Source organism: Sphingomonas sp. Leaf21, assembly GCF_916858675.1.
Classification (GTDB): Bacteria; Pseudomonadota; Alphaproteobacteria; order Sphingomonadales; family Sphingomonadaceae; genus Sphingomonas.
Window position 1 is genome coordinate 24,365 of the sequence record NZ_CAKASM010000005.1, and the last position, 26,567, is coordinate 50,931.

Here is a 26,567-nt window from a genome sequence, read left to right on the forward strand (position 1 = left end):
TCTCAGCCAGCCAGCGCGTCCCGCACCGCCTGCAACGCCTCGGCACCCTTGCTACCATCGGGGCCGCCGCCCTGCGCCATGTCGGGACGGCCGCCACCGCCCTGCCCGCCCAAAGCCGCGACCGCCTTGCGGAGCAGTTCGACGGCATTGTGCCTGCCCGTCAAGTCGTCGGTCACGCCGACCGCGACCGAGGCGCGGCCGTCATTCACCGCGACCATCACCGCGACGCCCGAGCCGCCCAGGCGCTGCTTGGCATCGTCCACCGCACCGCGCAGCCCCTTGGCCTCGAAGCCGTCGAGCACCTGGCCGATGAACGCGACATCGCCGATCTGTTCCGGACCGGCCGCCGCGCCGCCCGCGCCGCCGCCCATGGCGAGCGCCTTCTTGGCCTCGGCCAGTTCGCGCTCAAGCCGACGCCGCTCCTCGACCAGCGCGGCGATGCGCGCGGGCACGTCGTCGGGCGTGGTCTTCAGGGTCGCGGCGGCCGCCTTCAACATGTCGTCACGATGCGACAGATAGGCGCGCGCGCCCTCGCCGGTCAGCGCCTCGACACGACGCACGCCGCTCGACACCGCGCCTTCGGAGACGATCTTGAACACGCCGATCTCGCCCAGCGCATCGACGTGCGTGCCGCCGCAAAGTTCGAGGCTGTAGGTGCCATCGGCGTCCTCGCCCATCGACACCACCCGGACCTCGTCGCCATATTTCTCGCCGAACAGCGCCATCGCGCCCATTTCGATCGCCTCGTCGGGGGTCATCAGGCGCGTGACGACCGGGCCGTTGCCGCGCACCTGCTCGTTCACCCTGGTCTCGACCTCGGCGATGTCCTCGGCGGACATGCCGACCGGCTGCGAGAAGTCGAAGCGCAGCCGCTCCGGCGCGACCAGCGAGCCCTTCTGGGCGACATGGGTGCCCAGCCGCTGGCGCAGCGCCTCGTGCAGCAGGTGCGTCGCCGAGTGGTTGGCGCGGATCGCGGCGCGGCGGGTGGTATCGATGGACAGCTTCACGCTGTCGCCGATCTTGATGCCGCCTTCCTGGATCTCGGCATTGTGCACGAACACCCGGCCGAGCTGCTTGGAGGTGTCGGTGACGATGGCCCTGAGCCCGGTTTCGCTGGAAATGGTGCCCGTGTCGCCGACCTGGCCGCCGCTCTCGCCATAGAAGGGCGTCTGGTTGACGATGATCGCGACGCTTTCGCCAGCGGCGGCGCTGTCGACACGCGCGCCATCCTTGACCAGCGCCAGAACCTCGCCCTCGCCGGTGTCCGAGGCATAGCCCAGGAATTCGGTCGAACCAGTTTCCTCGGCAATGTCGAACCACACGTCATCCGACGCCTTCGCGCCCGAGCCCTTCCAGGCGGCACGCGCGGCGCGCTTCTGTTCGGCCATGGCGGCGTCGAAGCCCGCGCGGTCGACCGCCAGATTCTGCGCCCGTAGCGCGTCCTCGGTCAGGTCATAGGGGAAGCCATAGGTGTCGTAGAGCTTGAACGCCGTCTCGCCCGCCAGCGTCGCGCCGGGCGCCATGCCCGCCGTCGCTTCGTCCAGCAGCTTCAGCCCCTTGTCGAGCGTCTGGCGGAAGCGGGTCTCTTCCTGGCGGAGCGTCGCTTCGATCAGCGGCTGCGCACGGACCAGCTCGGGATAGGCCGCGCCCATCTCGGCGACCAGCGCCGGGACCAGCCGGTGCATCAACGGCTCCTTGGCGCCCAGCAGATGCGCGTGCCGCATCGCGCGGCGCATGATCCGGCGAAGGACATAGCCGCGCCCCTCATTGGCGGGAAGCACCCCGTCCGCGACCAGGAAACCGGCCGAACGCAGATGGTCGGCGATCACGCGGTGCGACGCCTTCTGCCCATCCTCGGCCTTGGTGTGGGTCAGCTCGCACGAGGCGGCGATCAGCGCCTTGAACGTGTCGGTGTCGTAATTGTCGTGAACGCCCTGGAGCACGGCCGCGATCCGCTCCAGCCCCATGCCGGTGTCGATCGACTTCTTGGGCAGCTCGCCGACGATCTCATTGGCTTCCTGCTCGAACTGCATGAACACCAGGTTCCAGATCTCGACGAATCGGTCGCCATCCTCCTCGGGGCTGCCGGGAGGGCCGCCATAGATATGGTCGCCATGGTCGTAGAAGATCTCCGAGCACGGACCGCACGGCCCATTCTCGCCCATCGCCCAGAAATTGTCCTTGGTCGGGATGCGGATGATCTTGTGATCGGGCAGACCCGCGATCTTCTTCCACAGGTCGAACGCCTCGTCGTCGGTGTGATAGACGGTGGCGGTCAGCTTTTCGGCGGGGATGCCCCAGACCTTGGTCAGCAGGGTCCAGGCATGGGTGATCGCCTGTTCCTTGAAATAGTCGCCGAACGAGAAATTGCCCAGCATCTCGAAAAAGGTGTGATGCCGCGCGGTATAGCCGACATTGTCGAGATCGTTATGCTTGCCCCCGGCGCGCACGCATTTCTGCGAGCTGGTCGCCGTCACATAGGGCCGCGATTCCAGCCCGGTGAACACGTTCTTGAACGGCACCATGCCCGCATTCACGAACATCAGCGTCGGGTCGTTCTGCGGCACGAGCGGCGCGGAGGGCACGATCTGGTGCCCCTCGCTGCCGAAATAGTCGAGAAAGCCGCGGCGGATGTCGTTGGTCGAGGTCATGAACGCGACTTAGGCGAGGTTTTGTCCCCGCTCAAGCGCCCGCGCGTCCGGGGCGTTCCGTCGCATCCTCAGGCCGCTGATTTCCCGTCAATGGCCCAGCCCAATCCACCCGACAGATCGTCCGCCGACAGGTCGATCTGCAACACACGGCGATGCCGTCCCGGAACGGACCGCGCGGAGGCGTGCAAGATCAGCGTGCGGTACAGCCAGACCGCGCCCGCCTCCGCCACGCAAACCACTTCGCCGAGTTCTTCCACCACGCCCGAAATGGCCTCCTCCGGGATCAGGCCCCTGCGATGCGATCCCGGCGCGACCAGCAGCGGCGCATTCTCTCCGTCGACCGGATCGAGATGGAACCGCACCGTCACCATCCGTTCCAGCAGGGAAACCGGCGGCGCGACATGAACCCGGCCCTGCTTGACGGTCCACGGACCGAAGCCTTCGACCTGCTTCCGCTCGGCCACTTCGATCGTGCGGTCCTGATGCCAACCCAGCGCCCAGTTCGCGCCATCCTGCTTGTCGAACAGAATGGCGCGGACGGGGCGCACGGCTTCGCCCATATAGGGCCGCATCGCAGCGCAAAGCCGCTCTACGCCTGCCAAGCCACCGGCACGAGCGGGATCGATCCGCCGCCCCGGCCGCCCCTTCGGCCACGCGTCGAAAAGCCGCGCCAACTCGGCCAGTTCTTCCCCCGCAAGCCGCGACGGCCAGAGCGCATGGCCCTGCTCCTCCAGCGACTCGATCATCCGATCGGCGCCTCGATTGCCTTGGGCGGGGTCGAGAACCAGACCGGCCCGCTATCCGTCATGTGGAAGCAATCCTCGATCCGAATGCCGAACTTGCCCGGCAGATAGATGCCCGGCTCGTTGGAAAAGCACATGCCCGGTGCCAGCGGCGTGGCCTCTCCCCGGACCAGATTGACCGGCTCATGCCCGTCCATGCCGATGCCGTGGCCGGTCCGGTGCGACAGGCCCGGCAGGCGGTAGCCGGGGCCATAGCCTTCGCTTTCGTAGAAGCGGCGAACCGCGTCATCGATACTCCCCGCCGGTGCGCCGATCCGCGCCGCGCCGCGCGCCACCTGTTGGCCACGCGCGACGGTGTCCCACACCTTGCGCTGTTCGGCACTGGCGGAGCCGTGGACCCAGGTGCGTGACACGTCCGACTGATAACCCTGTATCGTGCAGCCGCAGTCCATCAGGACGACCTGACCGTCCGCGACCCGGTGGACCTGCTTGCTGCCATGCGGATAGGCGGAGGCTTCACCGACCAGCGCCATGCTGAACTCGGGCGAGCCGCCCAGCTTGCGGGTGGCCGCGCTCATCAGCGCACCGATCTCGGCACCGGTCATGCCCGCCTCGACACGGGGATGGACCCAGCGATAGGCGGCGATGGTCACATCGGTCGCCACCTGCATCAGCGCGATCTCGGCGGGCGTCTTGATCATCCGGCACCCGCGCACGACCGGATTGGCGGATACCAGCCGGATGGCGGGAAGCGCCTTGCGCAACCCGTCGAACGCGAAGAAGCGCGCCGTCTCCTCGATGCCCACGGGACGCCCGGTCAGCTTTCGATCGCGCAGGAACGCCGCGACCACGGCCAGCGGGTTCTGATCCTCCTGCCACACCCGCACCTCGGCCGGTACGGCCAGCGTCTCGCGGACCGAGGGTTCCTCGAAGAACGGCGTGACGATGCACGGCTCGCCCGCGACGGGCAGGATCGCGGCGGTCAAACGCTCGCTCCGCCCCCAGTGGACGCCGGTGAAATAGACCATGCTCGACCCCGGCTCGATCAGGATCGCACCGATTCCGCTGGCCTTCATCAACGCCTGCGCGCGCGCCAGCCGTCGCGCCCGTTCCTCCGGCCCGATCGGCACCGCCCCACCGGTGATGTCGTGCAGCCCCGACAGGTCGGGCTCGGCGGCGCGCAACAGCCCTGGCCGGACGAGAAGCGGCAGGGCGGCGGCCGCGATCAGCGCGCGGCGGGACAACGGGGTCTGCATGACGCGCACGATAGAATTCTTGACCTGAGCGCCGCAATGCCCTTGGCTCGCGCGCAGAACTTATATTGGGGTATGCATGGCCAAGCGGCTGACCTTGTACATCTTCATCGGGCTGGTCCTCGGCCTCGTCGTCGGGCTCGCGATCAACCTGTCGCTCGACGACGGCAGCGCGACGGCGACCGCGCGGCTGACCACGATCGCGCAATATTTCGCGATCGTCACCGGCCTGTTCCTGCGGCTCATCAAGATGATCATCGCGCCGCTGGTGTTCGCGACGCTGGTGTCCGGCATCGCGCAGATGGGGGATACGAAGGCGCTGGGCCGGATCGGCTTCCGCTCGCTCGCCTGGTTCCTCTCGGCCAGCCTCGTATCGCTCAGCCTGGGCATGTTGCTCGTCAACCTGCTCCAGCCGGGGGTGGGCATCAACCTGCCGCTTCCGGCGGTCACCGCCGATAGCGGCGTGGTGAAGGCCGGGTTCGACCTCCAGAAATTCGTCACCCACCTCGTGCCTGCGTCGCTGGTCGAGGCGATGGCGACCAACGAGGTGTTGCAGATCGTCGTCGCGTCGATCTTTCTGGGCGTCGCGATCACTGCGGTCGGCGAGCGCGCGGCGCCGCTGGTTCGCGCGGTCGACGCGCTGGTCGCGGTGATGTTGCAGGTGACCGACTATGTCATGCGCGTCGCGCCGATCGCGGTGTTCGCCGCGGTGGCGGGAACGTTGACCGAACAGGGGCCGTCGGTGATCGGCAAGCTCGCCATCTTCATGGGCAGCTTCTATCTCGGGCTTTTCCTGCTCTGGTGCGTGCTGCTCGGCGTCGCGACGCTGTTCATCGGGGCGCGCGTCCGCCAGTTGATCGCCCATATCCGCGCGCCGCTGATCCTCGCCTTCTCGACAGCCTCGTCCGAAGCCGCCTATCCGCGTATCCTCGAAGGGCTGGACCGGTTCGGCGTCCCGCCCCGCATCGCCAGCTTCGTGCTGCCGCTGGGCTATTCGTTCAACCTCGACGGCTCGATGATGTACATGACCTTCGCGTCGCTGTTCATCGCGCAAGCCTATGGCATCGACCTGTCGATCGGGCAGCAGATCACGATGCTGCTCGTCCTGATGGTCACGTCGAAGGGGATTGCGGGCGTGCCGCGCGCCTCGCTGGTGGTGATCGCGGCGACCATGCCGATGTTCAACATTCCCGAGGCCGGACTGCTCCTGATCCTCGCGGTCGACCATTTCCTCGACATGGGCCGCTCCGCGACCAACGTCATCGGCAATGCGGTGGCGAGCGCCGTCATCGCCAAGTGGGAAGGCCCGCTCGATCCGCCCGAACCGGTGGACGTCGAATCGCTCCACGCCCCGTCGGGCACCCCTGCCGAACCGGCGCCGGACAGCTTTCGGCAGATCGGCGGGCATTGAGACCAGCTTCCCCTCGCCCCTCTCCGAGGGGAAAGGGAAAGACAGCCCCTCTCACGCATAGGCATAGGGTCCACCCTTGGCGAGCGCGGCCTGGTAGGCGGGGCGGGCGTGAATCCGTTCCAGCCAGGCGATCGTTGCGGGGCGGTCGGCATCCAGCCCGCCACGCGAGCGCGCCGCCTCGAGCGGGAAGCTCATGATGATGTCGGCGGCGGTCATCTGGTCACCCGCGAACCAGGGCGAGCGCTGCAATTCGCTTTCCACATAATCGAGATGCCGGTCGAGCATCGGCTGGAACCGCTTCATCGCCGCCTTGCCCACGACCGGGATACGGCTGAGCACCAGAAGCACGAAGAGCGGCGGCATCAGCGATCCTTCGGCGTAATGCAGCCAGAAGCGCCAGCGCTGCATCGCCTCGCGGTGCGCGGGCGGACCCAGGCGCCCATCGCCCTTGCCGACCAGATATTCGATGATCGCGCCCGTCTCCGCGATCACCAGGCCGTCATCCTCGACGACCGGCGACTTGCCCAGCGGATGGACGGCGCGCAGTTCGCGCGGTGCCAGCATCGTCTTGGGATCGCGCCGGTAATGCTTCACCTCATAGGGCAGGCCCAATTCCTCGAGCATCCACAGGATACGCTGCGACCGACTGTTTTCCAGATGATGGACGATGATCGTCATGCCTGTTCCCCTTGATGCGCGCGCGATAACGCACGGGGCGAAGCGGCGGGCGCATTCGATCCGCACGCAACCGACACGCCGGCTACCCGCCGCCTAGCTAGGTTCGATCGGCACCCGCATGGGCGCGCCAGATCCAGGCGGAAGCGGGCAATGCGATCCGATCCTCGATCCGGTAATCACCCAGCGCCTGTTCGAGCGCGGTCGTGATCCTGGCCCGCTCCTCGGGAGGCGCATCGCCGATCGCCCGCGCCGCCGGGCCGATGCGCGACAGGAATTCGACCGCATCCGCCAGCGGTGCGTCGCCCTGCCCGATCACATAGTCGAACGAGATGCGGGCGGCAGCACCCGGTGTCCAGCCAGCCTGTTCCAACCAGTCGGCGACGGCATGGCTGTCGGCGAAGGCGAACGGCCCCGGTTGATAGGCATCGGAAGAGACCGGCATCTGCCCGGTGATCGCATCGGCCAGTGTCGCGAAGCCATTGTGACCACGCGCGTCGAAACAGGAAAAGATCAACGTCGCGCTGTCGCTCGCGGCGCGGCGCAAGGCGGCGAAGGCGGCCACGGGGTCGGAAAAGAACATCACGCCATGTCGCGACAGGAACAGGTCGAACGGCGCTTCGCGCGCCGCCAGAGCGAGCGCATCGTCGCATCGGAAGGACAGGCTGCCTTCGCCCGCCACCGCCTCTCGATCGGCCGCGCGCCGCCGGGCGACCCCGACCAGCCCGGCGGACAGGTCGACACCGATAATGTCCAGATCGGGCCGCGCGCCGTGGAGCGCCAGGCCGGTCGCGCCCGCGCCGCAGCCGATGTCGAGCGCCTTGCCGCGATGGGGGGCGACGGCAGCGATCGCGGCGTTCAGGTGCGGCGCCAGATCGGCGAAGCTGCGGTCGGTCCGCTGCCACTCCGCCGCCCAGACGTCACCGACCCGCCCGCTCCAATCCTGTCCGCTGGTCATCGCGTCCCCTTCGCGCCGACAGCGAAACGGCCCGCCATCGCTGGCGGGCCGTTCCCCTGGTTCAGATATCGTCCTCGGCATCGGGGCCGGTCATCATCTCTTCGGCGACCTTCTCCGTCCGCTGGCGGATGGCGCGTTCCAGACGATCGGCCATGTCGGGATTGTCACGCAGATAGGTCTTGGCATTCTCACGCCCCTGCCCGATCCGCACCGAGTCGTAGGAGAACCAGCTCCCCGACTTCTCGACCAGCCCGGCCTTCACACCCAGGTCGAGGATCTCACCGATCTTGGAGATACCCTCGCCATACATGATGTCGAACTCGACCTGCTTGAACGGCGGCGCGACCTTGTTCTTCACCACCTTCACGCGGGTGGCGTTGCCGGTCACTTCCTCACGATCCTTGATCGCGCCGGTGCGACGGATGTCGAGCCGGACCGAGGCGTAGAATTTCAGCGCGTTGCCGCCCGTCGTCGTCTCCGGGTTGCCGTACATCACGCCGATCTTCATGCGCAGCTGGTTGATGAAGATCACCATGCAGCGCGAACGGCTGATCGAACCGGTCAGCTTGCGCAGGCTTTGCGACATCAGGCGCGCCTGGAGGCCGACATGGCTGTCGCCCATCTCACCCTCGATCTCGGCGCGCGGCACGAGCGCGGCGACCGAGTCGACCACCAGCACGTCGATCGCGTTGGAGCGAACCAGCGTGTCGGTGATCTCCAGCGCCTGCTCGCCGGTATCCGGCTGCGACACGATCAGTTCGTCGATGTTGACGCCCAGCTTCTTGGCATAGACGGGGTCGAGCGCGTGCTCGGCATCGACGAAGGCGGCGGTGCCGCCCATCTTCTGCGCTTCGGCGATGACATGCAGCGCCAGCGTCGTCTTGCCCGAGGATTCAGGGCCATAGACCTCGATCACGCGGCCGCGCGGCAAGCCGCCGACGCCGAGCGCGATGTCGAGTCCCAGCGAACCGGTCGAGATCGCCTCGACCTGCATCGCTTCCTTTTGCCCCAGCTTCATCGCCGAGCCCTTGCCGAATGCCCGGTCGATCTGAGCGAGCGCGGCGTCGAGCGCCTTTTGCCGGTCTGCGTTTGCGGTTGCCATGCCTGTTTCGATCACTTTCAGATTGGCGGCCATCAGATGCTTCCCTCGCTAGACCATGCGCGTGGTCCATTCAACGCATCTGCTATGTATGTGTTTTGTTCCGTGAGAACAAGAAGGGAACGAAGGTCAGCGTAAAAAAGTCGGCAACACCCACCAGCCCCGTTCGCTCGCCATCCTCGCCGCGGCGTCGCGCGCGTCGCCATGGTCGAACACCGCGAAGCAGGTCGCACCCGACCCGGACATCCGGGAAAGCGCGACGTCCGGCGCCGCGGCGAGCAGCGCCAGGACCGCGTCGATCTGCGGCGCCAGGCTTCGCGCCGCCGGCTCGAGGTCGTTGCGCCCCGCCGCCGCGACCATGAGCGCCTCGCCCTTGCCAAGTGGTCCGCGATCGACGCCGTCCCAGCGCCCGAACACCGCCGCCGTCGATACGCCGATATGCGGGTTGACCAACAACACCGGACGATCGCCGAGCGGCGGCAGCGGCTCGAGCGCATCGCCCTTGCCCTCTCCGCGCGCCGTCCGCCCGAGCAGGCAAGCCGGGACGTCCGACCCCAGCGTGGCGGCGAGCGCGAACAGCTCCGGATGATCGAGCGCCACATCATGCATCCGTGCCAGCGCACGCAGCGTCGCCGCCGCATCCGCCGAGCCCCCGCCGATCCCCGACGCGACGGGCAGATGCTTGTCGAGGGTGATGGCGTGGCCGCCCGTCACGCCGAAACGCTCGCCGAAGCGCCGTGCCGCGCGGGTCACCAGATTGTCCTCCTGCGCCTCGTTCGCCAGCACCGATGCGAACGGGCCGGTCAGGGTCAGGGTCGTCGTCTCCGCCCGCTCGACCGTCACCGTGTCGCCGTCGCGGCAAAAGGCGAACAGCGTCTCCAGCTCATGATAGCCATCCACGCGGCGGCGGCGGACATGAAGGGCCAGGTTGATCTTGGCGTGCGCGGTCTCGACGATGCGTGTCATGTGTCGTCCATGCGTCGCCCGGCCCCGCGCGGCAAGGCGGTTCAGCGCGCCAGCTTGACCGCCAGCGCAGCCTGTTCCGCCTCGTCGGCGGTCAGCGCCGCCGCGCGCCACGCATAGCGCGCCTCGAAACGCCGACCGAGCGTCCAATAGATATCGCCGAGATGGTCGGCGATCTCGCTGTTCGCGGGCTCGGCGATCGCCGCCTGTTCGACCAGCGGCAAAGCCCTTTTGATCTGGCCCGCCTTGAAATATCCCCAGCCGAGCGAATCCGTGATCGAGGCATCGTCGGGCGCCAGCTTGCTCGCGCGTTCGAGCAGCGCCAGCGAGCCGGGGACATCCTGCCCCCGCTCGATCCGCGAATAGCCGAGATAGTTGAGCGCGAGCGGCTCGTCCGGCCCGAGCGCGACCGCGCGGGCGAGCGCCGCGTCCGCCTCGTCCCGGCGCCCCGCCTGATCCAGCGCGCCGCCATATTGCAGCCAGGCGGCCCAGGGCAGCGGCGGATCGGCGCGCGTCACCCGCTCGTACCAGGGCGCCGCATCGGCGGGGCGCTTGGCGGCGATCAGCTGATCGGCATAGACCTGCCAGTCTTCGAGGCCCGCCGTCTTCGCGGTCGCCAAACCGTTCGCCAGCATCAGCGCCTCGCCCGATCGCCCCGCCTCTGCGAGCAGGCCGATGCGGACGACCGCAGCGCGATGGGCGAAGGCACGCTGCGGGTCCACCCCGGCCAGCGCGGCGATGGCGGCGTCCCAGGCCTCGTCCTTGACCAGCGCCTCGGCCATCAGCAACCGCGCGCGATCGTTGCCGGGATCGGCGATCAGCGCGGTACGGGCGAGCGCGATCACCAGCGGGCGCGGACCTTCCCCGACCAGTTCGGCGCCGACGCGGGCCAGCAATCGCGACACGCCGAAGCCCAGATCGGGCTTGCGGCCGAGCCGCTTGCGATCAGAGGCGACGAGCGGGTCGCTCAACAGTCCGCGCGCATTGGCCTCGTCACCCTGCCCGGCCATCAGCTCGGCCGCCGCGATCCGCGTATCGGCGGGCGCGCGCATCGTCTCCAGCAACACACGTGCCGATTGATCGGCCATCTTGCGCGAGGCGATGGCCAGCAGAATGCCATTCTCGTCCGCCAGGCGGCGCGCGACCGGTTCCTTGCCCGCGCTGTCCAGGCCCGGCTCGACCGGCTGCCTGCGATCCCATGCACCCCAGGCGCGAAGCACCGGCGACAGGATGCGCAGCGCGTCGCCGTCGATCCGCAGCAGCGCCGCGTCATAGGCCGCACGGTCGTTCTTGCGCGCCGCCATCGCCAGGTCGAGCAGTGCGACGTCGATCGGCGCGACCTTTTCGGCCTCCATCACGCGGGCGGCGCGGAGGGCCAGCGCGGTGTCGCCGCTGATCATCGCCTCGCGATAGGCGCGTACCGCGACCGCGGGGTCGTCTGGCCAGCCGGTCAAGGCCACCGCATAGTCCCCCGCCGCCGTCGCCGAGCGTCCCTCCGCCGCCGCGACCCGCGCGGAAAGATAGGCGGCGAGCGGCTGAGGACCGGGCCTTTCCGCCGCGACCGCCGGGGCTCCGGTCAGGCCAAAGATCGGGGCGGCGATCAGGGCGAGAGCCGAGCCCCCGATCCACGACGGACGCTTACATATTGGGATAATTGGGTCCTCCGCCACCTTCCGGCACGACCCAGTTGATGTTCTGGGTCGGGTCCTTGATGTCGCACGTCTTGCAGTGGACGCAATTTTGGGCGTTGATCACGAACCTGGGATCGCCCTCTTCCACGCCCACCACCTCATAAACGCCCGCCGGGCAGTAGCGTTGCGCGGGTTCGTCGAACAAGGGCAGGTTGTGCGCAATCGGCACCGACGCGTCCTTGAGCGTCAGGTGGACCGGCTGATCCTCCTCATGGTTGGTGTTCGACAGGAAGACCGAGGACAGGCGGTCGAAGGTCAGCACGCCGTCGGGCTTGGGATAATCGGGCTTCTTCACCTGATCCTTGCGCCACAGGCTTTCGTGATCGGGCTTGTGCTTCATGGTGAAGGGCATCTTCAGCCCGAAATGCTCGGCCCACATGGTCACCCCCGCCAGGCCCGATCCCAGCGTATCACCATATTTCTTGACCAAAGGCACGACGTTGCGGACCGTCGACAGCTCCTTGTGCAGCCAGGAGGCGCGGAACGCCTCCGGATAGTCGGTCAGCTCGTCGCCCTCGCGCCCCGCCTGGACCGCCGCATAGGCCGCCTCCGCCGCCAGCATCGCCGACTTCATTGCGCCGTGCGTGCCCTTGATGCGCGGCACATTCAGGAACCCCGCCGAACAGCCGACCAGCACGCCGCCGGGGAAGGTCAGCTTGGGGATCGCCTGTAGCCCGCCGTCATTGATCGCCCGCGCGCCGTAGGAAACACGCTTGCCGCCCTTGAGCAGCTCCGCGATGACCGGGTGGGTCTTCCACTTCTGCATCTCCTGGAAGGGGGAGATGTACGGGTTGGTGTAGTTCAGCCACGTCACGAAGCCGAGCGCGACCTGTCCGCCCGCCTGATGGTAGATGAACCCGCCGCCATTGGCGTCATGGCCGAGCGGCCAGCCCTGGGTATGGATCACCCGGCCCGGCACATGCTTGGCGGGGTCGATGTCCCACAATTCCTTGACGCCCAGACCATAGACCTGCGGATCGCTGTCGCGCGCGAGATCGAACTGGCGGATGATCTCCTTCGACAGGTGGCCGCGCACCCCCTCGGCGAAGAAGGTGTATTTGGCGTGGAGCTCCAGGCCCGGCTGATAATCGGGCTTGTGCGTGCCATCGCGCGCGACGCCCATGTCGCCGGTCGCGACGCCCTTCACCCGGCCATCCTCGTGGAACAGTATCTCGGCCGCCGCGAAACCGGGGAAGATCTCGACGCCAAGCTCCTCCGCCTTGCCCGCCAGCCAGCGGCACAGATTGCCCAGGCTGCCGGTATAGGTGCCCTTGTTGTGCATGAAGGGCGGGGTCAGCGCGTGGGGCAGGTTACGATGCTTGCCCGCGCTCAGGATCCAGTGGAGATTCTCGGTCACCGGCACCTCGGCCAGCGGACAGCCATCCTCGCGCCAGTCGGGTAGCAACTCGTCGAGCGCGATCGGATCGATCACCGCGCCCGACAGGATATGCGCGCCGACCTCCGACCCCTTTTCCAGCACGCAGACCGCCAGCTCGCCGCCATGTTCGGCCGCAAGCTGTTTCAGGCGGATCGCCGCCGACAGGCCCGCCGGACCCGCGCCGACGATCACCACGTCATAAGGCATCGATTCGCGTTCGCTCATGGCATCCTCGCTTTGTGACCGCGCCGCTGCCGTAGCGTCCCGTTTCGCGGGCTCGTCCGGGCGCGGACGGGAAACATCTTGTCCTGACAGCCGATCCGACAGATTGACGCGCACGTCAACCTTGCAGCATGGACCAACGCCATATGGGGGCGTTTCCGACAACCGATACCGCAGGGTTCGACACCGCACTGGCGGCCAGCGTGCTGGACTGGTGGCACGATGCGGGCGTCGACCTGCTGGTCGAGGAGGAACCGCGCGACTGGACCGCCGCCGAGCCGGTGCGCCCGCTATCCTATGCCCCGCCACCCGCCCCGAACGCGGCGCCCGGCATTGTCGCCGAACCGCCCGTCCAGCCGACACTGCTGCCCGACACGCTCGAGGCGTTTCTCGCGTGGCGCCTGTCCGACGCGGCGCCCGAAGCCGATTGGGACGGCGTATCGCTGGCCGCGACCGGACCGAACGATGCCGCGCTGATGATCCTGGTCGATTGCCCCGATCGCGACGATGGCGATGCGGGGCGGATCCTGTCCGGCGCGTCCGGTCGACTGTTCGACCGGATGCTCGCCGCGATCGGCCAGTCGCGCGAGACGGTCCACATCGCCTCGGTCTGCGCGCGGCGGCCGCTGGCGGGGCGCGCGCCCGCCGGTCTGGAGACCCGATTGGCCGAAATCGCACGTCACCATGTCGGGCTGATCGCGCCGCGCGGGCTGCTCCTGCTCGGCAATGCGGCGAGCCGTGCCGTCCTCGGGACCGAACTCACCAGCGCACGCGGACATTCGCACGATGTTGACCATAAGGACGGCAAAAGCCGGGCGGTCGCCAGCTTTCATCCGCGCTTCCTGATCGAGAAGCCGATGGCGAAGGCGGAAAGCTGGAAGGACCTGCAGATGCTGATGGGGGATATGCGAGCATGAAACTGGGGCAGCTTGTCACGTCCGCGCTGACCATCGGGCTCCTGATGGCCGCCGCATCGGGCGCCGCCGCCGCCCCGGTCGACCCCGCGCCCGCCGCCATCGGCGATGCGCGCGTCACGCTGCCCGCCAAGGCGCCGCCCAGCATCCCCGCGCTGCTCGATGCCGATCAGAAGGCGGGCTATACGCGCATCTTCGCCGCGATCCGCGAAGGCCGCTGGACCGACGCGCAGCTCGAACTCGACTCACTCAAGCCCGGCCCCCTCCATGCGATCGCGCGCGCCGAACTCTACACCGCCAAGGGCTCGCCCAAGGTCGATGTCGAGCGGCTGGTCGCACTCATCAACGAAGCGCCCGAACTTCCCCAGGCGGAGCAGCTGGCCCGGCTGGCCCGTTCGCGCGGCGCTCACGACCTGCCGCCCCTCCCGGAATCCCACAGCCTGATCTGGCAGGACGGCGCGCCGCGCCGGGTCCGCGCCCGTAGCGTCAACAGCGACATGATCGCCGCCGACCTGGCGGTGAAGATGCAGCCCTTCGTGAAGGCCGATGACGGCCCGTCGGCGCAGGCCCTGCTCGACGCGACCCAGGGCCTTTCGCCCGAGGCGCTGACCGAATGGCAGCAGAAGGTCGCCTGGATCTATTTCCTGATGGGCGACGACGCCAATGCCCGTCAACTCGCGGCCAAGGCGGCCGAGGGCTATGGAGAATGGGCGGTGCAGGGCCGCTGGACGGTCGCGCTGTCGGCGTGGCGGCAGAATGACTGCCAGACCGCCGAGACCGCCTTCGAGGGCACGGCGGCGCGCGCCACCGACGTCGATCTCCGTGCCGCCGCGCTCTACTGGGCGGCGCGGGCGGACATGGTCTGCGGCCGCCCCGACAAGATCGAGGGGCGCCTGCGTTCCGCCTCGCAGTTCCGCGAGAGCTTCTACGGCCAGCTCGCCCGCCAGGCGCTGGGGATGCACGGCGACCGCGAGCCCAAGGGGCAGCTCGTCGCGACCGACTGGGCCGCGCTCGATCGGCGTCCCAACATCCTCGTCGCCGCCGCGCTGGTCGAGATCGGCGAGAGCGACCTGGCGGATCAGGTCATCCGTCAGCAGGCACGGATCGGCCAGCCGACCGAATTCCGCAGCCTGGTCCGTCTTGCCGAATCGCTCGACCTGCCCGCCACGACCGTCTGGCTCGCGCATAATTGCCCGGCGGGCGTCACCGCCACCGCCGAAGCCCGCTATCCGACGCCGAGTTGGACCCCCGACAGCGGCTGGCGGGTCGAGAAGGCGCTCGTCTACGCGCATACGCTTCAGGAGAGCGGCTTCCGCAACAAGGTGGTCAGCCCGGCTGGCGCCTATGGCCTGATGCAGATCATGCCCGCCGCCGCGACCGATTTCGCCCGCGAGCGCGGCGTCTCGATCGATCGCAGCGCCCTGACCAAGCCCTCGACCAACATGGACATCGGCCAGCGCCATCTGGAGCGGCTGCGCGATATGACGGGCGTGACCGGCGGTCTGCTGCCCAAGGTGATCGCCGCCTATAATGCCGGGCCCAAGCCGGTCGGTGAGTGGAACAGCATCGTCCGCGACAATGGCGACCCGCTGCTCTACATCGAGAGCATCCCCTATTGGGAGACGCGCGGATATGTGACGATGGTCCTGCGCAACTACTGGATGTACGAAGGCCAGACCGGCAAGGCGAAATCGCCAAGCCGTGCGGCGCTCGCCCAGGGGCTGTGGCCGCGCTTCCCCGGACTGCCGGGCGCGAGCGCCATCCGCCTGCAACGCCCCAACGTCGCGCAGGCCAGCCTCGCCCCCAGGACCACCATCGCGCTCAACGCCACGGTCAGCCCGCAATCGAACACGACGGTGCCGCAGGCGAACTGACCTGCGTGACGGTCTCGCATGGCCTTCGACGTCGGTCAGGCTGAACCGAAGTTCGGGAATCGCGCATCGGGGGCTGTCGGGACGCCCCCATTCCCACCCCCAGCAAGCCGCACCCAAAACCGACCAAAGACGTTAGGCCCCCATGCCGATAGACACGACCCGCCCCTTCATCCCGGTCCGCATCGCGGTACTGACCGTCTCCGACACACGCTCGCTCGCCGAGGACCGTTCGGGCGATACGTTGATCGGCTTGCTGGCCGAGGCGGGGCATGAACTCGCCGAGCGGACGATCCTGCGGGACGATGCCGACCATATCGTCGCGCAGCTCCACCGCTGGATCGACGACGACAGCATCGACTGCGTGCTGACCACCGGCGGCACCGGCGTCACGGGTCGCGACGTCACGCCCGAAGCGGTCGAGCGTGTCGCGACCAAGATGATCCCCGGCTTTGGCGAGCTCTTCCGCTGGCTCAGCTTTCAGACGATCGGCACCTCGACCATCCAGTCGCGCGCCTGTGCCTGTGTCGCGCGGGGCACCTATATCTTCGCGCTGCCGGGCTCGACGGGCGCGGTCAAGGATGCCTGGCACGGCATCTTGCGCGACCAGCTCGACAGCCGCCATCGCCCGTGCAACTTCGTCGAACTGATGCCCCGCCTGCTCGAGCACTGATCAGCCGGGCTGCATCGCGGCCAGTTCGTGGCCGTCGACATCGCGAAAGTGAAAGCGCCGTCCACCGGGAAAGGCGAAGATCGGCACCACGATCGTTCCGCCCGCCGCCTCGACCGCCGCCAGCGTCGCCTCCAGATCCTCGACCCGGATGACCGGCAAGGGCGCCTTCACCTTGTCCGGCGAGGCGTCGAGCCCGAGATCGGTATCCCCGCTGAGCGTCGCCGCATAGTCGGGACCGAAATCGGTGAAGGTCCAGCCGAAAGCCTGCGCGTAGAAGCGTTTGGCCTCGCCCCTATCGCTGACCGGCAGCTCCATATATTCGAATCGCGCCATAGTCGCCCCTCTCGTTCTTGCTATGTTCTGATAGCTGGCATAGTTTGCGGCCATGAGCAAGCGCGACCGTTTCACATCGATCTCGTCATGGTGAAGGCGACCGGCCGGGGCGCGACCGGCAACAGGACGAGCACACGCTTCCATCTGCCCGAGCGCGAGACGGACGGGGACTGGCTCGACGCGCAAGCCCTGGTCGATGGCGCGCCGCCGTCCCTCAAAACCAGCGTGACCGTCATCACGCCGCGGACGATCATCACCCGCAATACCTCGCCCGATGTGCCGTTCAGCCAGTCGATCAACGCCTATGCGGGTTGCGAGCAGCCCCACACGGTTACGTGCGAGTTTGAGGCCGCTCTATCGCTTTCGAACACTGACGAGTTTTTCGATCAGAACCGTGCGGGTGCCATCGCCAAGGTATCGCTTTGCGCGCTGTTGAGCACTTACGCGACCATAGAGCCGGACGCTAAATTCACCCCACACTGGTTCAGCCTTTTTCCAGTTGGCCACTCGCCTAGCTTGCGCGTCAAGCTGCTTGCAGCTCTGCCCAAGGCATTCGATCGAGGCTCCATCCTCAATGGCAACGAGCTTACCATCTTTCGCGCGGCAACGATCGAACCGACTGTTCTCGAAATTCGAGAACCAATCGCAAATCAAGAGCTGCCTCTGACCGTAAGCCACACTCTTATGAGTGATACCGGCTTCGGTCCGAGGAACGGCAGTTGCCACAACGAGCGCGAAGATCGACCACATGCTGACAGCTTATCGGTGCCGTCAACCAGTGCAATGGTATTTGCATGGTGAAGGCCGTTGGTCGAGGCGCCACGCAGAACGCAACGAGCAAGCGGTTCAACCTGCCCGAGCGAGAGATCGACGGTGACTGGCTGGACGCGCAGTCGATGGTGGATGGCGAGCCACTCAAGCTGCGGACCACGGTCAGTACGCTGAAGCCGAAGACGATCATTACGCGCAACACGTCACCGGACGTGCCGTTTACCCAATCCATTAATGGATATGGAGGCTGCGAGCATGGCTGCATCTATTGCTTTGCGCGACCGAGCCATGCCTATCATGACCTGTCGCCGGGGCTGGACTTCGAAAGCCGGTTGTTCGCCAAGCCCGACGCCGCCCGCTTGCTTCGCGCCGAACTGGCGAAGCCGGGCTACCGCGTCGCGCCGATCGCGCTGGGGACCAACACCGATCCCTATCAGCCGATCGAGGCCGAATGGCGGATCACCCGCGCGATCCTCGAGCTGCTCGCGGAAACCGATCATCCCGTCGCGATCACCACCAAGTCGGACCGGGTGGTGCGCGATCTCGACATTCTCGGCCCGATGGCGGCGAAGGGGCTGGCGACGGTCTGCCTTTCGGTCACCTCGCTCGATGCCCGGATCGCGCGGACGATCGAGCCCCGCGCACCGACGCCCGGGCGGCGGCTGGCGGCGGTGACCAGGCTGTCCGAGGCGGGTATTCCCACCTATGTCTCGATCGCCCCGGTCATCCCCGCGATCACCGATCACGAGATCGAGCATCTGGTCGAGCGCGCCGCGCGGGCGGGTGCCCGCCATGCCTTCTTCATTCCCGTCCGCCTGCCGCACGAGGTCGCACCGCTATTCCGCGCCTGGCTGGACGAGCATTTCCCCGACCGGGCGGGCAAGGTGATGGCGATCATCCGGAGCATGCGTGGTGGACGCGACAATGATCCCAATTTCTTCGATCGGATGAAGGGCCAGGGGCCGTGGGCGGACCTGCTGCGCGTCCGCTTTCATCGTGCCTGTCGCCTGCACGGACTCAATCGCGACCGGCCCCCGCTCGATACCAGCCTTTTCCGCCCGCCCAAAGGCCCGCAGGGCGAGCTGTTCTGAGGATCGTCGCGGCTCGCCAATGCGTTGAGCGGCGTGAAGGAGAGAGACGATGACCAGCAATCCCGAGCCTACCCAGCCCGACCAGATCCCCGACGAGGACGAAGCCGACAGCTCGGGCGCAGGCTATGGCAATCACGGCGACGCTGGCGCGGACGCTGAAGGGGAAGAGCAGGATCGTCGCGAAGTCGGCGGCTGACCGGCTTCGGTATGGACCGCCCCGGCGTTAGCCGGGGCAGTTTGGCGCGGGGATCAGCCGACCAACGCCAGCCGCGCCTCCGACGACTTCATCTCCACGGCTCTCACGCCGGGCAAGTCCTCGATATGGCTGGCCAATTCGGCGTCGAGCAGGAAGTTGCGCCCGAGCGTCAGCAGCGTGTCGCCGTCCGGTCCCTCGATCCGCGCCCGCACCTCGCCGCGTCCGTTGCGCAGCGGATCGAGCATCGCGTGTAGCGCCTTGAACGCGATGCTGTCGGTCACCGTCACCTCGACCACGAACTTGGCGGTGCTGGCCAGGCCATCGAACGGTTGCACGCGCTTGATGCTGACCCGCGGCGCTTCCTCTCCGGGGCGGCGATCCAGCTCGACGGTGATCAGCGCGCAGTCGCCTTCTTTCGCCGCCTTTTCCAGGTCGGCGGCGACCGAATCGTCGAAACAGGTCGCGAGGAACTGCCCCGTCGCGTCCGACAGTTGCGCCATCATATAGCGTTTGCCCCGCGCGGACGTCCGCCAGCGCGCATCCTCGACCAGCGCCGCCATGGTCGCGCCGATCCGCGCGCCATCGTCGGGAATGACCAGGTCGGTCAGCGAGGTATAGGTCCGCGCGCCGTGCATCCTGGCGATATGGGCATGGCGGTCGACCGGATGCGCCGAGAAATAGAAGCCGAACGCCTCCTTCTCCTGCTCCATCCGCTGCGACAGGGTCCAGCGGGCACCGGACGGCAGCTTGATGGCGTCGCCCGCCACCTCGGTCTCGCCGAACAGACCGCCCTGCCCGCTGGTCCGCCCCTCATGGGTTCGCGCGGCGATGGCGAGGATGGTTTCGGCCACCGCATGGACGCCCGCCCGGTTCGGCTCGATGCCGTCGAACGCCCCCGCCGACGCGAGGGTCTCCAGCTGCCGCTTGTTCATGAGACGGGGATCGACCCGCTTGGCCAGCGCATCGAGCGAGCCGAACGGGCCACCTGCCTCGCGCTCGGCGACCAGCTTCTCCATCGCCCCTTCGCCCACCGACTTGAGCGCGCCCAGCGCATAGCGCACCGCCAGCCCATCCTCATGCGGATCGACATCGAACTCGGCCTGGCTGGCGTTGATGCAGGGCGGCAGCATCGTCACGCCCATGCGCCGCGCATCGTCGACGAAGATCGCCAGCTTGTCGGTCAGCGCCATGTCGTAGCACATCGACGCGGCGTAGAATTCGTGCGGATGATGCGCCTTCAGCCACGCCGTCTGATAGGCGAGCAGCGCATAGGCGGCGGCGTGGCTCTTGTTGAAGCCATAGCCGGCGAACTTGTCGATCAAGTCGAACAGCTCGTTCGCCTTTTGCGCGGGGATGCCGTTCACCTCCTGGCAGCCCTTGACGAAAATGGCGCGCTGCGCGTCCATTTCCGCCTTCACCTTCTTGCCCATCGCGCGACGGAGGAGATCGGCGCCGCCCAGCGAATAGCCCGCCAGGATCTGGGCGGCCTGCATCACCTGTTCCTGATAGACGAAGATGCCATAGGTCTCGGACAATATCTGTTCGAGCAGGGGATGCGGGTAGACGATCTCCTCCGTGCCCTGCTTGCGGCGGCCGAAGCTGGGGATGTTATCCATCGGGCCCGGCCGATAGAGCGACACGAGTGCAATGATGTCGCCGAAGTTCGACGGACGAACGGCGGACAGGGTGCGCCGCATCCCCTCCGATTCCAGCTGGAACACGCCGACCGTATCGCCCTTCTGGAGCAGGGCGTAGGTCGCCTCGTCATCCCAGGCGAGCGCCCCGAGATCGACCACGACACCCCGCTTGGCGAGCAATTGCACCGCCTTTTGCAGCACCGACAGGGTTTTCAGACCGAGGAAGTCGAACTTCACCAGCCCCGCGCCCTCGACGAACTTCATGTCGAACTGCGTGACCGGCATGTCCGAGCGCGGATCGCGGTAGAGCGGCACCAGTTGCGCCAGCGGCCGGTCGCCGATCACCACACCGGCGGCGTGGGTCGACGAATGGCGCGGCAACCCCTCCAGCTTGGTTGCGAGGTCGAGCAGGCGGCGGACCTGATTGTCGTTGGCATATTCCTTCGCCAACTCCGGAACGCCGTTGAGCGCGCGCTTCAGGTCCCACGGGTCAGTCGGGTGGTTGGGCACCAGCTTCGCCAGCCGGTCGACCTGCCCATAGCTCATCTGGAGGACGCGGCCGGTATCCTTCAATACCGCGCGGGCCTTGAGCTTACCGAAGGTGATGATCTGCGCGACCTGATCGCGGCCGTACTTCTCCTGGACGTAGCGGATGACCTCGCCACGCCGCGTTTCGCAAAAGTCGATGTCGAAGTCGGGCATCGACACGCGCTCGGGGTTCAGGAAGCGCTCGAACAGCAGACCCAGCTTCAAGGGATCGAGGTCGGTGATCGTCAACGCCCAGGCGACGACCGAGCCCGCGCCCGAACCACGGCCCGGGCCGACGGGGATGTCGTGATCCTTGGCCCATTTGATGAAGTCGGCGACGATCAGGAAATATCCGGGAAAGCCCATCTGGATGATGATGTCGACCTCGAACGTCAGCCGTTCGTGATAGGCTTCGCGCCAGCCGGATTCGCCCTCCCCCTCCAGCTCGGCGATGCGGTCGAGCCGCGCGTTCAGTCCGGCGGTTGCGTCGCGGCGAAGCATCGCCGCCTCGCCCTCGCGGTCGCCCGCCAGGCTGGGCAGGATCGGCTTGCGCCACGGCGCCATCACCGCGCAGCGCTGCGCCACGACCAGCGTGTTCTCGATCGCCTCGGGCAAATCGGCGAAGAGCTGCTTCATCATCTCCGCGGGCTTGAGCCACGCCTCGGGGCAGCTTTTCGGGCGGTCGTCCATTTCGACATAGGTCGAATTGGCGATGCACAGCATGGCGTCGTGCGCGTCGCGGAAACCGCTATCGGCGAAACAGCAGGGATTGGTCGCGACCAGGGGCAGGTCGCGATCATAGGCCAGGTCGATCAGGTCCTGCTCGGCCGCCATCTCGATCGCGTCGTCGCGGCGCGCCAGCTCGACATAGAGCCGGTCGCCGAAGATCGCCTGGAGCCGGTCGGCATAGGCGTTGGCGCGGTCGGGCTGTCCTTCCGCGAAGAGCCGTGCGATGCCGCCCTCGCCGCCAGCGGTCAGCGCGATCAGACCCGTGCTGAACGTCTCCAGCACGTCGAAGCCGACATGCGCGGCAAGCTCGATCGGCCGTTCCAGATGCGCCGCCGAGACGAGCGCACACAGATTGTCATAGCCGGTCATGTCCTGCGCATAGAGCGCGATCCAGTCGACGACGGCCCCGACGTTTTCGGGCATGTCGGGCCGCGCGACGCCCAGCATCGTGCCGATGATCGGTTGCACCCCCGCCTTCTTCGCGGCGTCCGAGAACGCCATCGCGGCGTAAAGGCCGTTGCGGTCGGTCAGCCCGGCGGCGGGAAAGCCGTTCGCCTTGGCCTGCGCCGCGATCGCCTTGGGATCGATCGCGCCGTCGAGCATCGTGAAGGAGGAAAAGATGCGGAGCGGCACATATCCGGAATGCATCCCGACTCCCTAGCCCAACCCGTCTGATTCGACCAGCACGGAACCCCGCGTCGGACGATCCGTTACGGCATCAGAAGGATCCGTCCAATCCGGGATATGATGATGACCGACACCGACCGTTCCTATGCGACCGCCGCCCGCCCCGGTGCGGGTTGGGGTTGGATCCTGGCTTACGGCGTGTTCTCGGCGCTGCTCGGCCTCGCCGCATTTGTGTTCCCCGTGCCCGCCACCTTCGCCGCGACGCTGGTCATCGGTGCGTTCTTCATCGCGACCGGGATCGTGTCGATCGGCGCGGGGCTTTTCGGCAAGGGGCATGAGGGGCGGGGCTACGCCATCGGCTTCGGCATCGTCTCGCTCGTCATCGGGCTGGTCATGGCGTTCGAGCCCGCCACCGGAGCGATCTCGATCACGCTGCTCGTCGCCGCCTGGCTGATCCTGCGCGGCGTGCTGGAGATCGGGCTCGGCACCCGGATGCGGCGGCGGCGCGGCTGGATGATCGGGTTGGGGGTGCTCAACATCCTGCTCGCCGTGTTCGTGCTGGCGACACTGCCGTGGAGCGCGATGACCTTGCCGGGCTATATCCTGGGGCTCAGCTTCCTGTTCGGCGGGGTGATTTCGATCGCCTCCGCGCTGGACCACAAAAAGGGTGCGAGCGCGTTTTCGATGTGAGTGGTCGTTCCTGGGCTTCGCCCCCCGCGAGGTGAAGCTTACAACAGCCCCTCGATATCGTTCGCCAAATCCTCGGGCTTGGTCGTCGGAGCGTAGCGGCCCACGACCTGCCCGGCCCGGTCGACCAGGAACTTGGTGAAGTTCCACTTGATCGCCCTGGTCCCCAATAGCCCCGGCGCCTCCGCCTTCAGCCATCGGAACAGCGGATCGGCATCGTCACCGTTCACATCGACCTTCGCCATGACCGGGAAGGTCACGTCATAGGTCAGCGTACAGAAATTGGCGATCTCGTCCGCGTCCCCCGGCTCCTGTCCGCCGAACTGGTTGCAGGGAAAGCCGATGACCGTCAGCCCCCGGCCCTCATAGCGACGATGCAGCGCCTCCAGCCCCTCATATTGCGGGGTGAAGCCGCATTTGGAGGCGGTGTTGACGATCAGCAGCACGCGTCCGGCAAAGGTCGACATATCGACCACCCGCCCGTCCGCCGCCCTGACGGTGAAATCCGCGATACCGCTCATCGGCGCTTCTCCAGAAGATAGTCGAGATTGGCACGAACGCCCGGCCATTCGCGGTCGACGATCGAATAGACCACGCTGTCGCGGATCCGGCCGTCGGCCATCACCTGATGCCCGCGCAGCACACCGTCCTTCCTGGCCCCGAGCCGCTCGATCGCCGCCTGGCTTCGCTTGTTGAGCGAGTCGGTGCGGATCTGGATGGCCTGGCAACCCATGACCTCAAAGGCATAAGCGAGCAGCATCCGCTTCGCCTCGGTATTCACGCCCGTCCGCTGGACGCGGGTCGCGTAGAAGGTGCCGCCGATCTCCAGCCGACGATGCGACGGCGCCATCCGCATATAGCGGGTCGTGCCCACCACGCCACCGTCGGGCGTCTCGACCGTGAACAGCAGCGCACGCCCGACGTCGCGTTCCTTCAACGCCGCCGCCAGCCAGCGTTCGGGCGTCTTCATCATCGACACATTGGCGTAGAAGATATCCCACAGATCGCCCTCGCGTGCCGCCTCGACCAGCGCGGGGAGGTCGTCCTCGGCAAAGGGGCGAAGCGTGACATGGCGACCGGTCAGCGTGGGCGTCTCGGTCCAGGCGGTCATTGCAGGCGTCCCTCGTGCAGCCGGACGACGCGGTCCATCTTCTGCGCCAGCCGCTCGTTATGGGTGGCGACCAACGCCGCCGAGCCTTCGCCCCGCACCAGCCGCAGGAATTCGGCCAGCACGACCTCCGAGGTGTGCTCATCGAGATTGCCGGTGGGCTCGTCGGCAAGGACGAGTGGCGGCTGGTTGGCCAGCGCGCGCGCCACCGCGACGCGCTGCTGCTCGCCGCCGGACAACTGGCTGGGGCGATGCGTCAGGCGATGCCCCAGGCCGAGCGCGGTCAGCAATCCCCTGGCGCGCTCATCGGCGGCGGCGGGCAGCTTGCCCTGCACCAGTTGCGGCAAGACGACATTCTCGATCGCGTTGAAGTCAGGCAGCAGGTGATGGAACTGGTAGACGAAGCCCAGATAGTCGCGCCGCGCGATCGTGCGGCCATGCGAGTCGAGCTTCGACACCTCTTCGCCCGCGATCCGGATCGATCCGGAGAAACCGCCCTCCAGCAGGCCGACCGCCTGCAACAGCGTCGACTTGCCCGACCCGGACGGGCCGAGCAGCGCGACGATCTCTCCGGGCGCGACCGCCAGGTCGACGCCGCGCAGCACCTCGATCGTCTGGCCGCCCCGGGTGAAGCTGCGCGACAGGTCGCGCGTCTCCAGTACCGGCTGGGCGGTACGGGGCTGGCCGGTAACAGGCTGGCCAGTAAGAGGCTGAACCGCCGTGCCCATGCGGATGATCGGATCATTCATAGCGCAGCACCTGAACCGGGTCCGTGCTCGCCGCCTTCCAGGCGGGGTAGAGCGTGGCGAGGAAGGAGAAGACGAGCGCCATCGACGCGATCACGATGACTTCGACGGGATCGGTCTTGGACGGCAATTCGGTGAGATAACGGATCGAGGGATCCCACAAATTCTGTCCCGTCACGAACTGGACGAAGTTCACCACGCCCTGGCGATAGAAGAGGAACACCGCGCCCAACGCCAGTCCCGCGACCGTGCCGAGCGCGCCGATCGTCGTGCCGACGGTCATGAAGATGCGCATCAGGCCGCCGCGCGTCGCGCCCATCGTCCTGAGGATGGCGATATCGCGCGTCTTGGCGCGGACCAGCATGATCAGCGAGGAGAGGATGTTGAACACCGCGACCAGGATGATGATCGACAGCACGGTGAACATCGCCACGCGCTCGACCGCCAGCGCCTCGAACAATTGCGCGTTCATCGTCCGCCAGTCGGCGATCACCGCGCGTCCGCCCAGCTTGTCGGCCAGGGGCGCGAGTATCTGTCCGACCCGGTCGGCATCGACCGTCTGAACCTCGATCATCCCGACCGCGTCGCCCATCAGGAGCAGCGTCTGCGCATCCTCGATCGGCATGATGATATAGGCCTTGTCATAGTCGTACACGCCGATCTCGAAGATCGCGCCGACCCGGTAGCTGACGATACGCGGAACCGTGCCGAAGGGCGTCGTCTGTCCCTGCGGGCTGATCAGCGAAATCTCGGAGCCGACGGTCGCGCCCAGCGCCTCGGCCAGGCGGCTGCCGATCGCGATCCGGCCGCTGCCCGGTGTGATGCTGTTCAGGTCGCCCATCACGATCTTGGAGCGGATCGCGGAGTTGCCGCGGATATCCGCGACGCGCATCCCGCGGACCAGCACCGCCTCGACCCGGCCGTTGTAGCTGGACATCAGCGGCTGCTCGATCATCGGCACCGCGCTGGTCACGCCCGGCGTCGCGCGGGCGTCGCGGACGATGTCGCGCCAGTCGGGCAGACGGCCACCGACCCCCTGCACCACCGCATGGCCGTTCAGCCCGACGATCTTGTCGAACAGTTCGGCCCTGAAACCGTTCATCACGCTCATGACGATGACCAGCGCGGCGACGCCGAGCATCACCGCGACCAGGCTGATCGAGGCGACGAGGAAGATGAACGCCTCCCCCTTGCCCGGCAGCAGATAGCGCCGCGCGATCAACCGTTCGTAACGAGACAGGATCATTGAGGTCCGATCGATCCATGAAGAAAGCGAAATGCCGTCAGGCTGTAGGAGCGCGGCCGGGTGCTGGCAATGCCGCGCCCCGCCGGCTCGGTAAAACCGGCGACTCCGGACATTGTTGCGCGGGCGCCACACAACCGCGCCAATCGTAGCGCGGATGCCGCAAGAGGGATGACAAGCCCGCCCCCCCTGCCGTAACACACTCTTACTGAGACACAGGCAGCAACGGCCGTGGTTCGGGGATTGCTCCAACGCTCACCCAACGAGGTTGATGCGGGAGCGGGAAAAGGGGGCTGACGAGCGATCGTCACGCAGGCGCCCGGATCGGAAACGGTCCGGGCGTTTGTCATTCCGGCACCAACGACGATC

The 26,567-nt window shown here is 67.2% G+C and carries 22 protein-coding genes and 1 pseudogene; 8 read left to right on the top strand and 15 right to left on the bottom strand.

Features of this window, described 5'->3' with window-relative positions; genetic code table 11:
* Positions 1–2: 2 nt before the first annotated feature.
* From alaS to LRP66_RS06400, 3 genes are all read right to left on the bottom strand, one after another.
* Entirely contained in the window at positions 3–2,651 is a 2,649-nt protein-coding gene (alaS, locus tag LRP66_RS06390; protein WP_230481683.1) for an alanine--tRNA ligase, read from the bottom strand.
* 68 nt (positions 2,652–2,719) lie between these two features.
* On the bottom strand, positions 2,720–3,397 hold the full coding sequence (locus LRP66_RS06395) for a phytanoyl-CoA dioxygenase family protein (protein ID WP_230481684.1): 678 nt from the start codon (positions 3,395–3,397) through the stop codon (positions 2,720–2,722).
* Positions 3,394–4,650 (bottom strand): M24 family metallopeptidase, encoded by a 1,257-nt coding sequence (locus LRP66_RS06400; RefSeq protein ID WP_230481839.1) that lies wholly within the window; start codon positions 4,648–4,650, stop codon positions 3,394–3,396. The genes LRP66_RS06395 and LRP66_RS06400 overlap by 4 nt, the downstream gene beginning before the upstream one ends.
* 76 nt (positions 4,651–4,726) lie before the next feature.
* On the opposite strand from LRP66_RS06400, the gene LRP66_RS06405 reads away from it, so the two are divergent.
* Positions 4,727–6,058 carry a dicarboxylate/amino acid:cation symporter gene (locus LRP66_RS06405; protein ID WP_230481685.1) on the top strand — a complete coding sequence of 444 codons (1,332 nt, stop codon included), beginning with the start codon at positions 4,727–4,729 and terminating at the stop codon, positions 6,056–6,058.
* A 51-nt stretch (positions 6,059–6,109) separates the two neighbouring features.
* Here LRP66_RS06405 and LRP66_RS06410 read toward each other — a convergent pair whose 3' ends face one another.
* The 6 genes from LRP66_RS06410 to LRP66_RS06435 form a co-directional block, all read right to left on the bottom strand.
* A complete protein-coding gene (locus tag LRP66_RS06410) occupies positions 6,110–6,736 on the bottom strand; it encodes a glutathione S-transferase family protein (RefSeq protein WP_230481686.1) in 627 nt (208 codons plus the stop codon).
* Between the two features lie 97 nt (positions 6,737–6,833).
* Entirely contained in the window at positions 6,834–7,691 is an 858-nt protein-coding gene (locus tag LRP66_RS06415) for a class I SAM-dependent methyltransferase (RefSeq protein ID WP_230481687.1), read from the bottom strand.
* Positions 7,692–7,752: 61 nt separating this feature from the next.
* The gene (gene recA / locus LRP66_RS06420; protein WP_329959243.1) at positions 7,753–8,826 is read right to left on the bottom strand and encodes a recombinase RecA; all 1,074 of its coding nucleotides are present in this window, start codon (positions 8,824–8,826) and stop codon (positions 7,753–7,755) included.
* A 93-nt stretch (positions 8,827–8,919) separates the two neighbouring features.
* On the bottom strand, positions 8,920–9,756 hold the full coding sequence (locus LRP66_RS06425) for a 4-(cytidine 5'-diphospho)-2-C-methyl-D-erythritol kinase (RefSeq protein ID WP_230481689.1): 837 nt from the start codon (positions 9,754–9,756) through the stop codon (positions 8,920–8,922).
* Positions 9,757–9,797: 41 nt separating this feature from the next.
* Complete coding sequence (locus LRP66_RS06430) at positions 9,798–11,423, bottom strand: tetratricopeptide repeat protein (protein ID WP_230481690.1); 1,626 nt, start codon at positions 11,421–11,423, stop codon at positions 9,798–9,800.
* Complete coding sequence (locus LRP66_RS06435) at positions 11,392–13,047, bottom strand: electron transfer flavoprotein-ubiquinone oxidoreductase (RefSeq protein ID WP_230481691.1); 1,656 nt, start codon at positions 13,045–13,047, stop codon at positions 11,392–11,394. The genes LRP66_RS06430 and LRP66_RS06435 overlap by 32 nt, the downstream gene beginning before the upstream one ends.
* 143 nt (positions 13,048–13,190) lie before the next feature.
* On the opposite strand from LRP66_RS06435, the gene LRP66_RS06440 reads away from it, so the two are divergent.
* The 3 genes from LRP66_RS06440 (at position 13,191) to moaB (ending at position 16,502) form a co-directional block, all read left to right on the top strand.
* A complete protein-coding gene (locus LRP66_RS06440) occupies positions 13,191–13,961 on the top strand; it encodes a uracil-DNA glycosylase (RefSeq protein WP_230481692.1) in 771 nt (256 codons plus the stop codon).
* Positions 13,958–15,832 (top strand): lytic transglycosylase domain-containing protein, encoded by a 1,875-nt coding sequence (locus LRP66_RS06445; protein WP_230481693.1) that lies wholly within the window; start codon positions 13,958–13,960, stop codon positions 15,830–15,832. The genes LRP66_RS06440 and LRP66_RS06445 overlap by 4 nt, the downstream gene beginning before the upstream one ends.
* Before the next feature lie 142 nt (positions 15,833–15,974).
* The gene (gene moaB, locus LRP66_RS06450) at positions 15,975–16,502 is read left to right on the top strand and encodes a molybdenum cofactor biosynthesis protein B (RefSeq protein ID WP_230481694.1); all 528 of its coding nucleotides are present in this window, start codon (positions 15,975–15,977) and stop codon (positions 16,500–16,502) included.
* Here moaB and LRP66_RS06455 read toward each other — a convergent pair whose 3' ends face one another.
* Positions 16,503–16,835 carry a VOC family protein gene (locus tag LRP66_RS06455; protein ID WP_230481695.1) on the bottom strand — a complete coding sequence of 111 codons (333 nt, stop codon included), beginning with the start codon at positions 16,833–16,835 and terminating at the stop codon, positions 16,503–16,505.
* An 87-nt stretch (positions 16,836–16,922) separates the two neighbouring features.
* On the opposite strand from LRP66_RS06455, the pseudogene LRP66_RS06460 reads away from it, so the two are divergent.
* The 3 genes and pseudogenes from LRP66_RS06460 to LRP66_RS06470 all read left to right on the top strand — a co-directional run.
* Positions 16,923–17,153 (top strand): annotated as a pseudogene (locus LRP66_RS06460) (PA0069 family radical SAM protein); the annotation flags it as partial.
* 476 nt (positions 17,154–17,629) lie between these two features.
* Entirely contained in the window at positions 17,630–18,697 is a 1,068-nt protein-coding gene (locus LRP66_RS06465; protein WP_230481696.1) for a PA0069 family radical SAM protein, read from the top strand.
* 49 nt (positions 18,698–18,746) lie between these two features.
* Positions 18,747–18,893, top strand: a complete 147-nt coding sequence (locus LRP66_RS06470) for a hypothetical protein (protein ID WP_230481697.1) — start codon at positions 18,747–18,749, stop codon at positions 18,891–18,893.
* Between the two features lie 53 nt (positions 18,894–18,946).
* Here the strand turns inward: LRP66_RS06470 and dnaE are convergent, their stop codons facing one another.
* Positions 18,947–22,390: a DNA polymerase III subunit alpha gene (gene dnaE, locus LRP66_RS06475; RefSeq protein ID WP_443026667.1), complete on the bottom strand. Its 3,444-nt coding sequence runs from the start codon at positions 22,388–22,390 to the stop codon at positions 18,947–18,949.
* A 147-nt stretch (positions 22,391–22,537) separates the two neighbouring features.
* Here dnaE and LRP66_RS06480 point away from each other — a divergent pair, with 147 nt between their 5' ends.
* Complete coding sequence (locus tag LRP66_RS06480; RefSeq protein ID WP_230481699.1) at positions 22,538–23,104, top strand: HdeD family acid-resistance protein; 567 nt, start codon at positions 22,538–22,540, stop codon at positions 23,102–23,104.
* Positions 23,105–23,142: 38 nt separating this feature from the next.
* Here the strand turns inward: LRP66_RS06480 and LRP66_RS06485 are convergent, their stop codons facing one another.
* Genes LRP66_RS06485 through LRP66_RS06500 form a run of 4 tightly spaced genes read right to left on the bottom strand, consistent with a single transcriptional unit; the run spans position 23,143 to position 26,201 of the window.
* The gene (locus LRP66_RS06485) at positions 23,143–23,622 is read right to left on the bottom strand and encodes a glutathione peroxidase (protein WP_268992438.1); all 480 of its coding nucleotides are present in this window, start codon (positions 23,620–23,622) and stop codon (positions 23,143–23,145) included.
* Positions 23,619–24,212 carry a GNAT family N-acetyltransferase gene (locus tag LRP66_RS06490; RefSeq protein ID WP_230481700.1) on the bottom strand — a complete coding sequence of 198 codons (594 nt, stop codon included), beginning with the start codon at positions 24,210–24,212 and terminating at the stop codon, positions 23,619–23,621. The genes LRP66_RS06485 and LRP66_RS06490 overlap by 4 nt, the downstream gene beginning before the upstream one ends.
* Positions 24,209–24,958: an ABC transporter ATP-binding protein gene (locus LRP66_RS06495; RefSeq protein ID WP_230481701.1), complete on the bottom strand. Its 750-nt coding sequence runs from the start codon at positions 24,956–24,958 to the stop codon at positions 24,209–24,211. Before LRP66_RS06495 ends, LRP66_RS06490 begins: the two co-directional genes overlap by 4 nt.
* Positions 24,951–26,201 carry a lipoprotein-releasing ABC transporter permease subunit gene (locus tag LRP66_RS06500; RefSeq protein ID WP_230481702.1) on the bottom strand — a complete coding sequence of 417 codons (1,251 nt, stop codon included), beginning with the start codon at positions 26,199–26,201 and terminating at the stop codon, positions 24,951–24,953. Before LRP66_RS06500 ends, LRP66_RS06495 begins: the two co-directional genes overlap by 8 nt.
* Positions 26,202–26,567: the final 366 nt, after the last annotated feature.

Excerpts from the sequence above, each read along its gene's own strand:
- LRP66_RS06455 (WP_230481695.1), bottom strand. The coding sequence starts at position 16,835 with ATGGCGCGATTCGAATATATGGAGCTGCCGGTCAGCGATAGGGGCGAG.
- LRP66_RS06465 (WP_230481696.1), top strand. The coding sequence starts at position 17,630 with ATGGTGAAGGCCGTTGGTCGAGGCGCCACGCAGAACGCAACGAGCAAG.
- LRP66_RS06425 (WP_230481689.1), bottom strand. The coding sequence starts at position 9,756 with ATGACACGCATCGTCGAGACCGCGCACGCCAAGATCAACCTGGCCCTT.
- dnaE (WP_443026667.1), bottom strand. The coding sequence starts at position 22,390 with ATGCTCGACGGCGCGATCGATCCCAAGGCGATCGCGGCGCAGGCCAAG.
- LRP66_RS06500 (WP_230481702.1), bottom strand. The coding sequence starts at position 26,201 with ATGATCCTGTCTCGTTACGAACGGTTGATCGCGCGGCGCTATCTGCTG.
- LRP66_RS06440 (WP_230481692.1), top strand. The coding sequence starts at position 13,191 with ATGGGGGCGTTTCCGACAACCGATACCGCAGGGTTCGACACCGCACTG.
- recA (WP_329959243.1), bottom strand. The coding sequence starts at position 8,826 with ATGGCCGCCAATCTGAAAGTGATCGAAACAGGCATGGCAACCGCAAAC.
- LRP66_RS06405 (WP_230481685.1), top strand. The coding sequence starts at position 4,727 with ATGGCCAAGCGGCTGACCTTGTACATCTTCATCGGGCTGGTCCTCGGC.
- LRP66_RS06395 (WP_230481684.1), bottom strand. The coding sequence starts at position 3,397 with ATGATCGAGTCGCTGGAGGAGCAGGGCCATGCGCTCTGGCCGTCGCGG.
- LRP66_RS06495 (WP_230481701.1), bottom strand. The coding sequence starts at position 24,958 with ATGAATGATCCGATCATCCGCATGGGCACGGCGGTTCAGCCTCTTACT.
- LRP66_RS06415 (WP_230481687.1), bottom strand. The coding sequence starts at position 7,691 with ATGACCAGCGGACAGGATTGGAGCGGGCGGGTCGGTGACGTCTGGGCG.
- moaB (WP_230481694.1), top strand. The coding sequence starts at position 15,975 with ATGCCGATAGACACGACCCGCCCCTTCATCCCGGTCCGCATCGCGGTA.
- LRP66_RS06400 (WP_230481839.1), bottom strand. The coding sequence starts at position 4,650 with ATGCAGACCCCGTTGTCCCGCCGCGCGCTGATCGCGGCCGCCGCCCTG.
- LRP66_RS06435 (WP_230481691.1), bottom strand. The coding sequence starts at position 13,047 with ATGAGCGAACGCGAATCGATGCCTTATGACGTGGTGATCGTCGGCGCG.
- LRP66_RS06445 (WP_230481693.1), top strand. The coding sequence starts at position 13,958 with ATGAAACTGGGGCAGCTTGTCACGTCCGCGCTGACCATCGGGCTCCTG.
- LRP66_RS06480 (WP_230481699.1), top strand. The coding sequence starts at position 22,538 with ATGACCGACACCGACCGTTCCTATGCGACCGCCGCCCGCCCCGGTGCG.
- LRP66_RS06470 (WP_230481697.1), top strand. The coding sequence starts at position 18,747 with ATGACCAGCAATCCCGAGCCTACCCAGCCCGACCAGATCCCCGACGAG.
- LRP66_RS06410 (WP_230481686.1), bottom strand. The coding sequence starts at position 6,736 with ATGACGATCATCGTCCATCATCTGGAAAACAGTCGGTCGCAGCGTATC.
- alaS (WP_230481683.1), bottom strand. The coding sequence starts at position 2,651 with ATGACCTCGACCAACGACATCCGCCGCGGCTTTCTCGACTATTTCGGC.
- LRP66_RS06485 (WP_268992438.1), bottom strand. The coding sequence starts at position 23,622 with ATGAGCGGTATCGCGGATTTCACCGTCAGGGCGGCGGACGGGCGGGTG.
- LRP66_RS06490 (WP_230481700.1), bottom strand. The coding sequence starts at position 24,212 with ATGACCGCCTGGACCGAGACGCCCACGCTGACCGGTCGCCATGTCACG.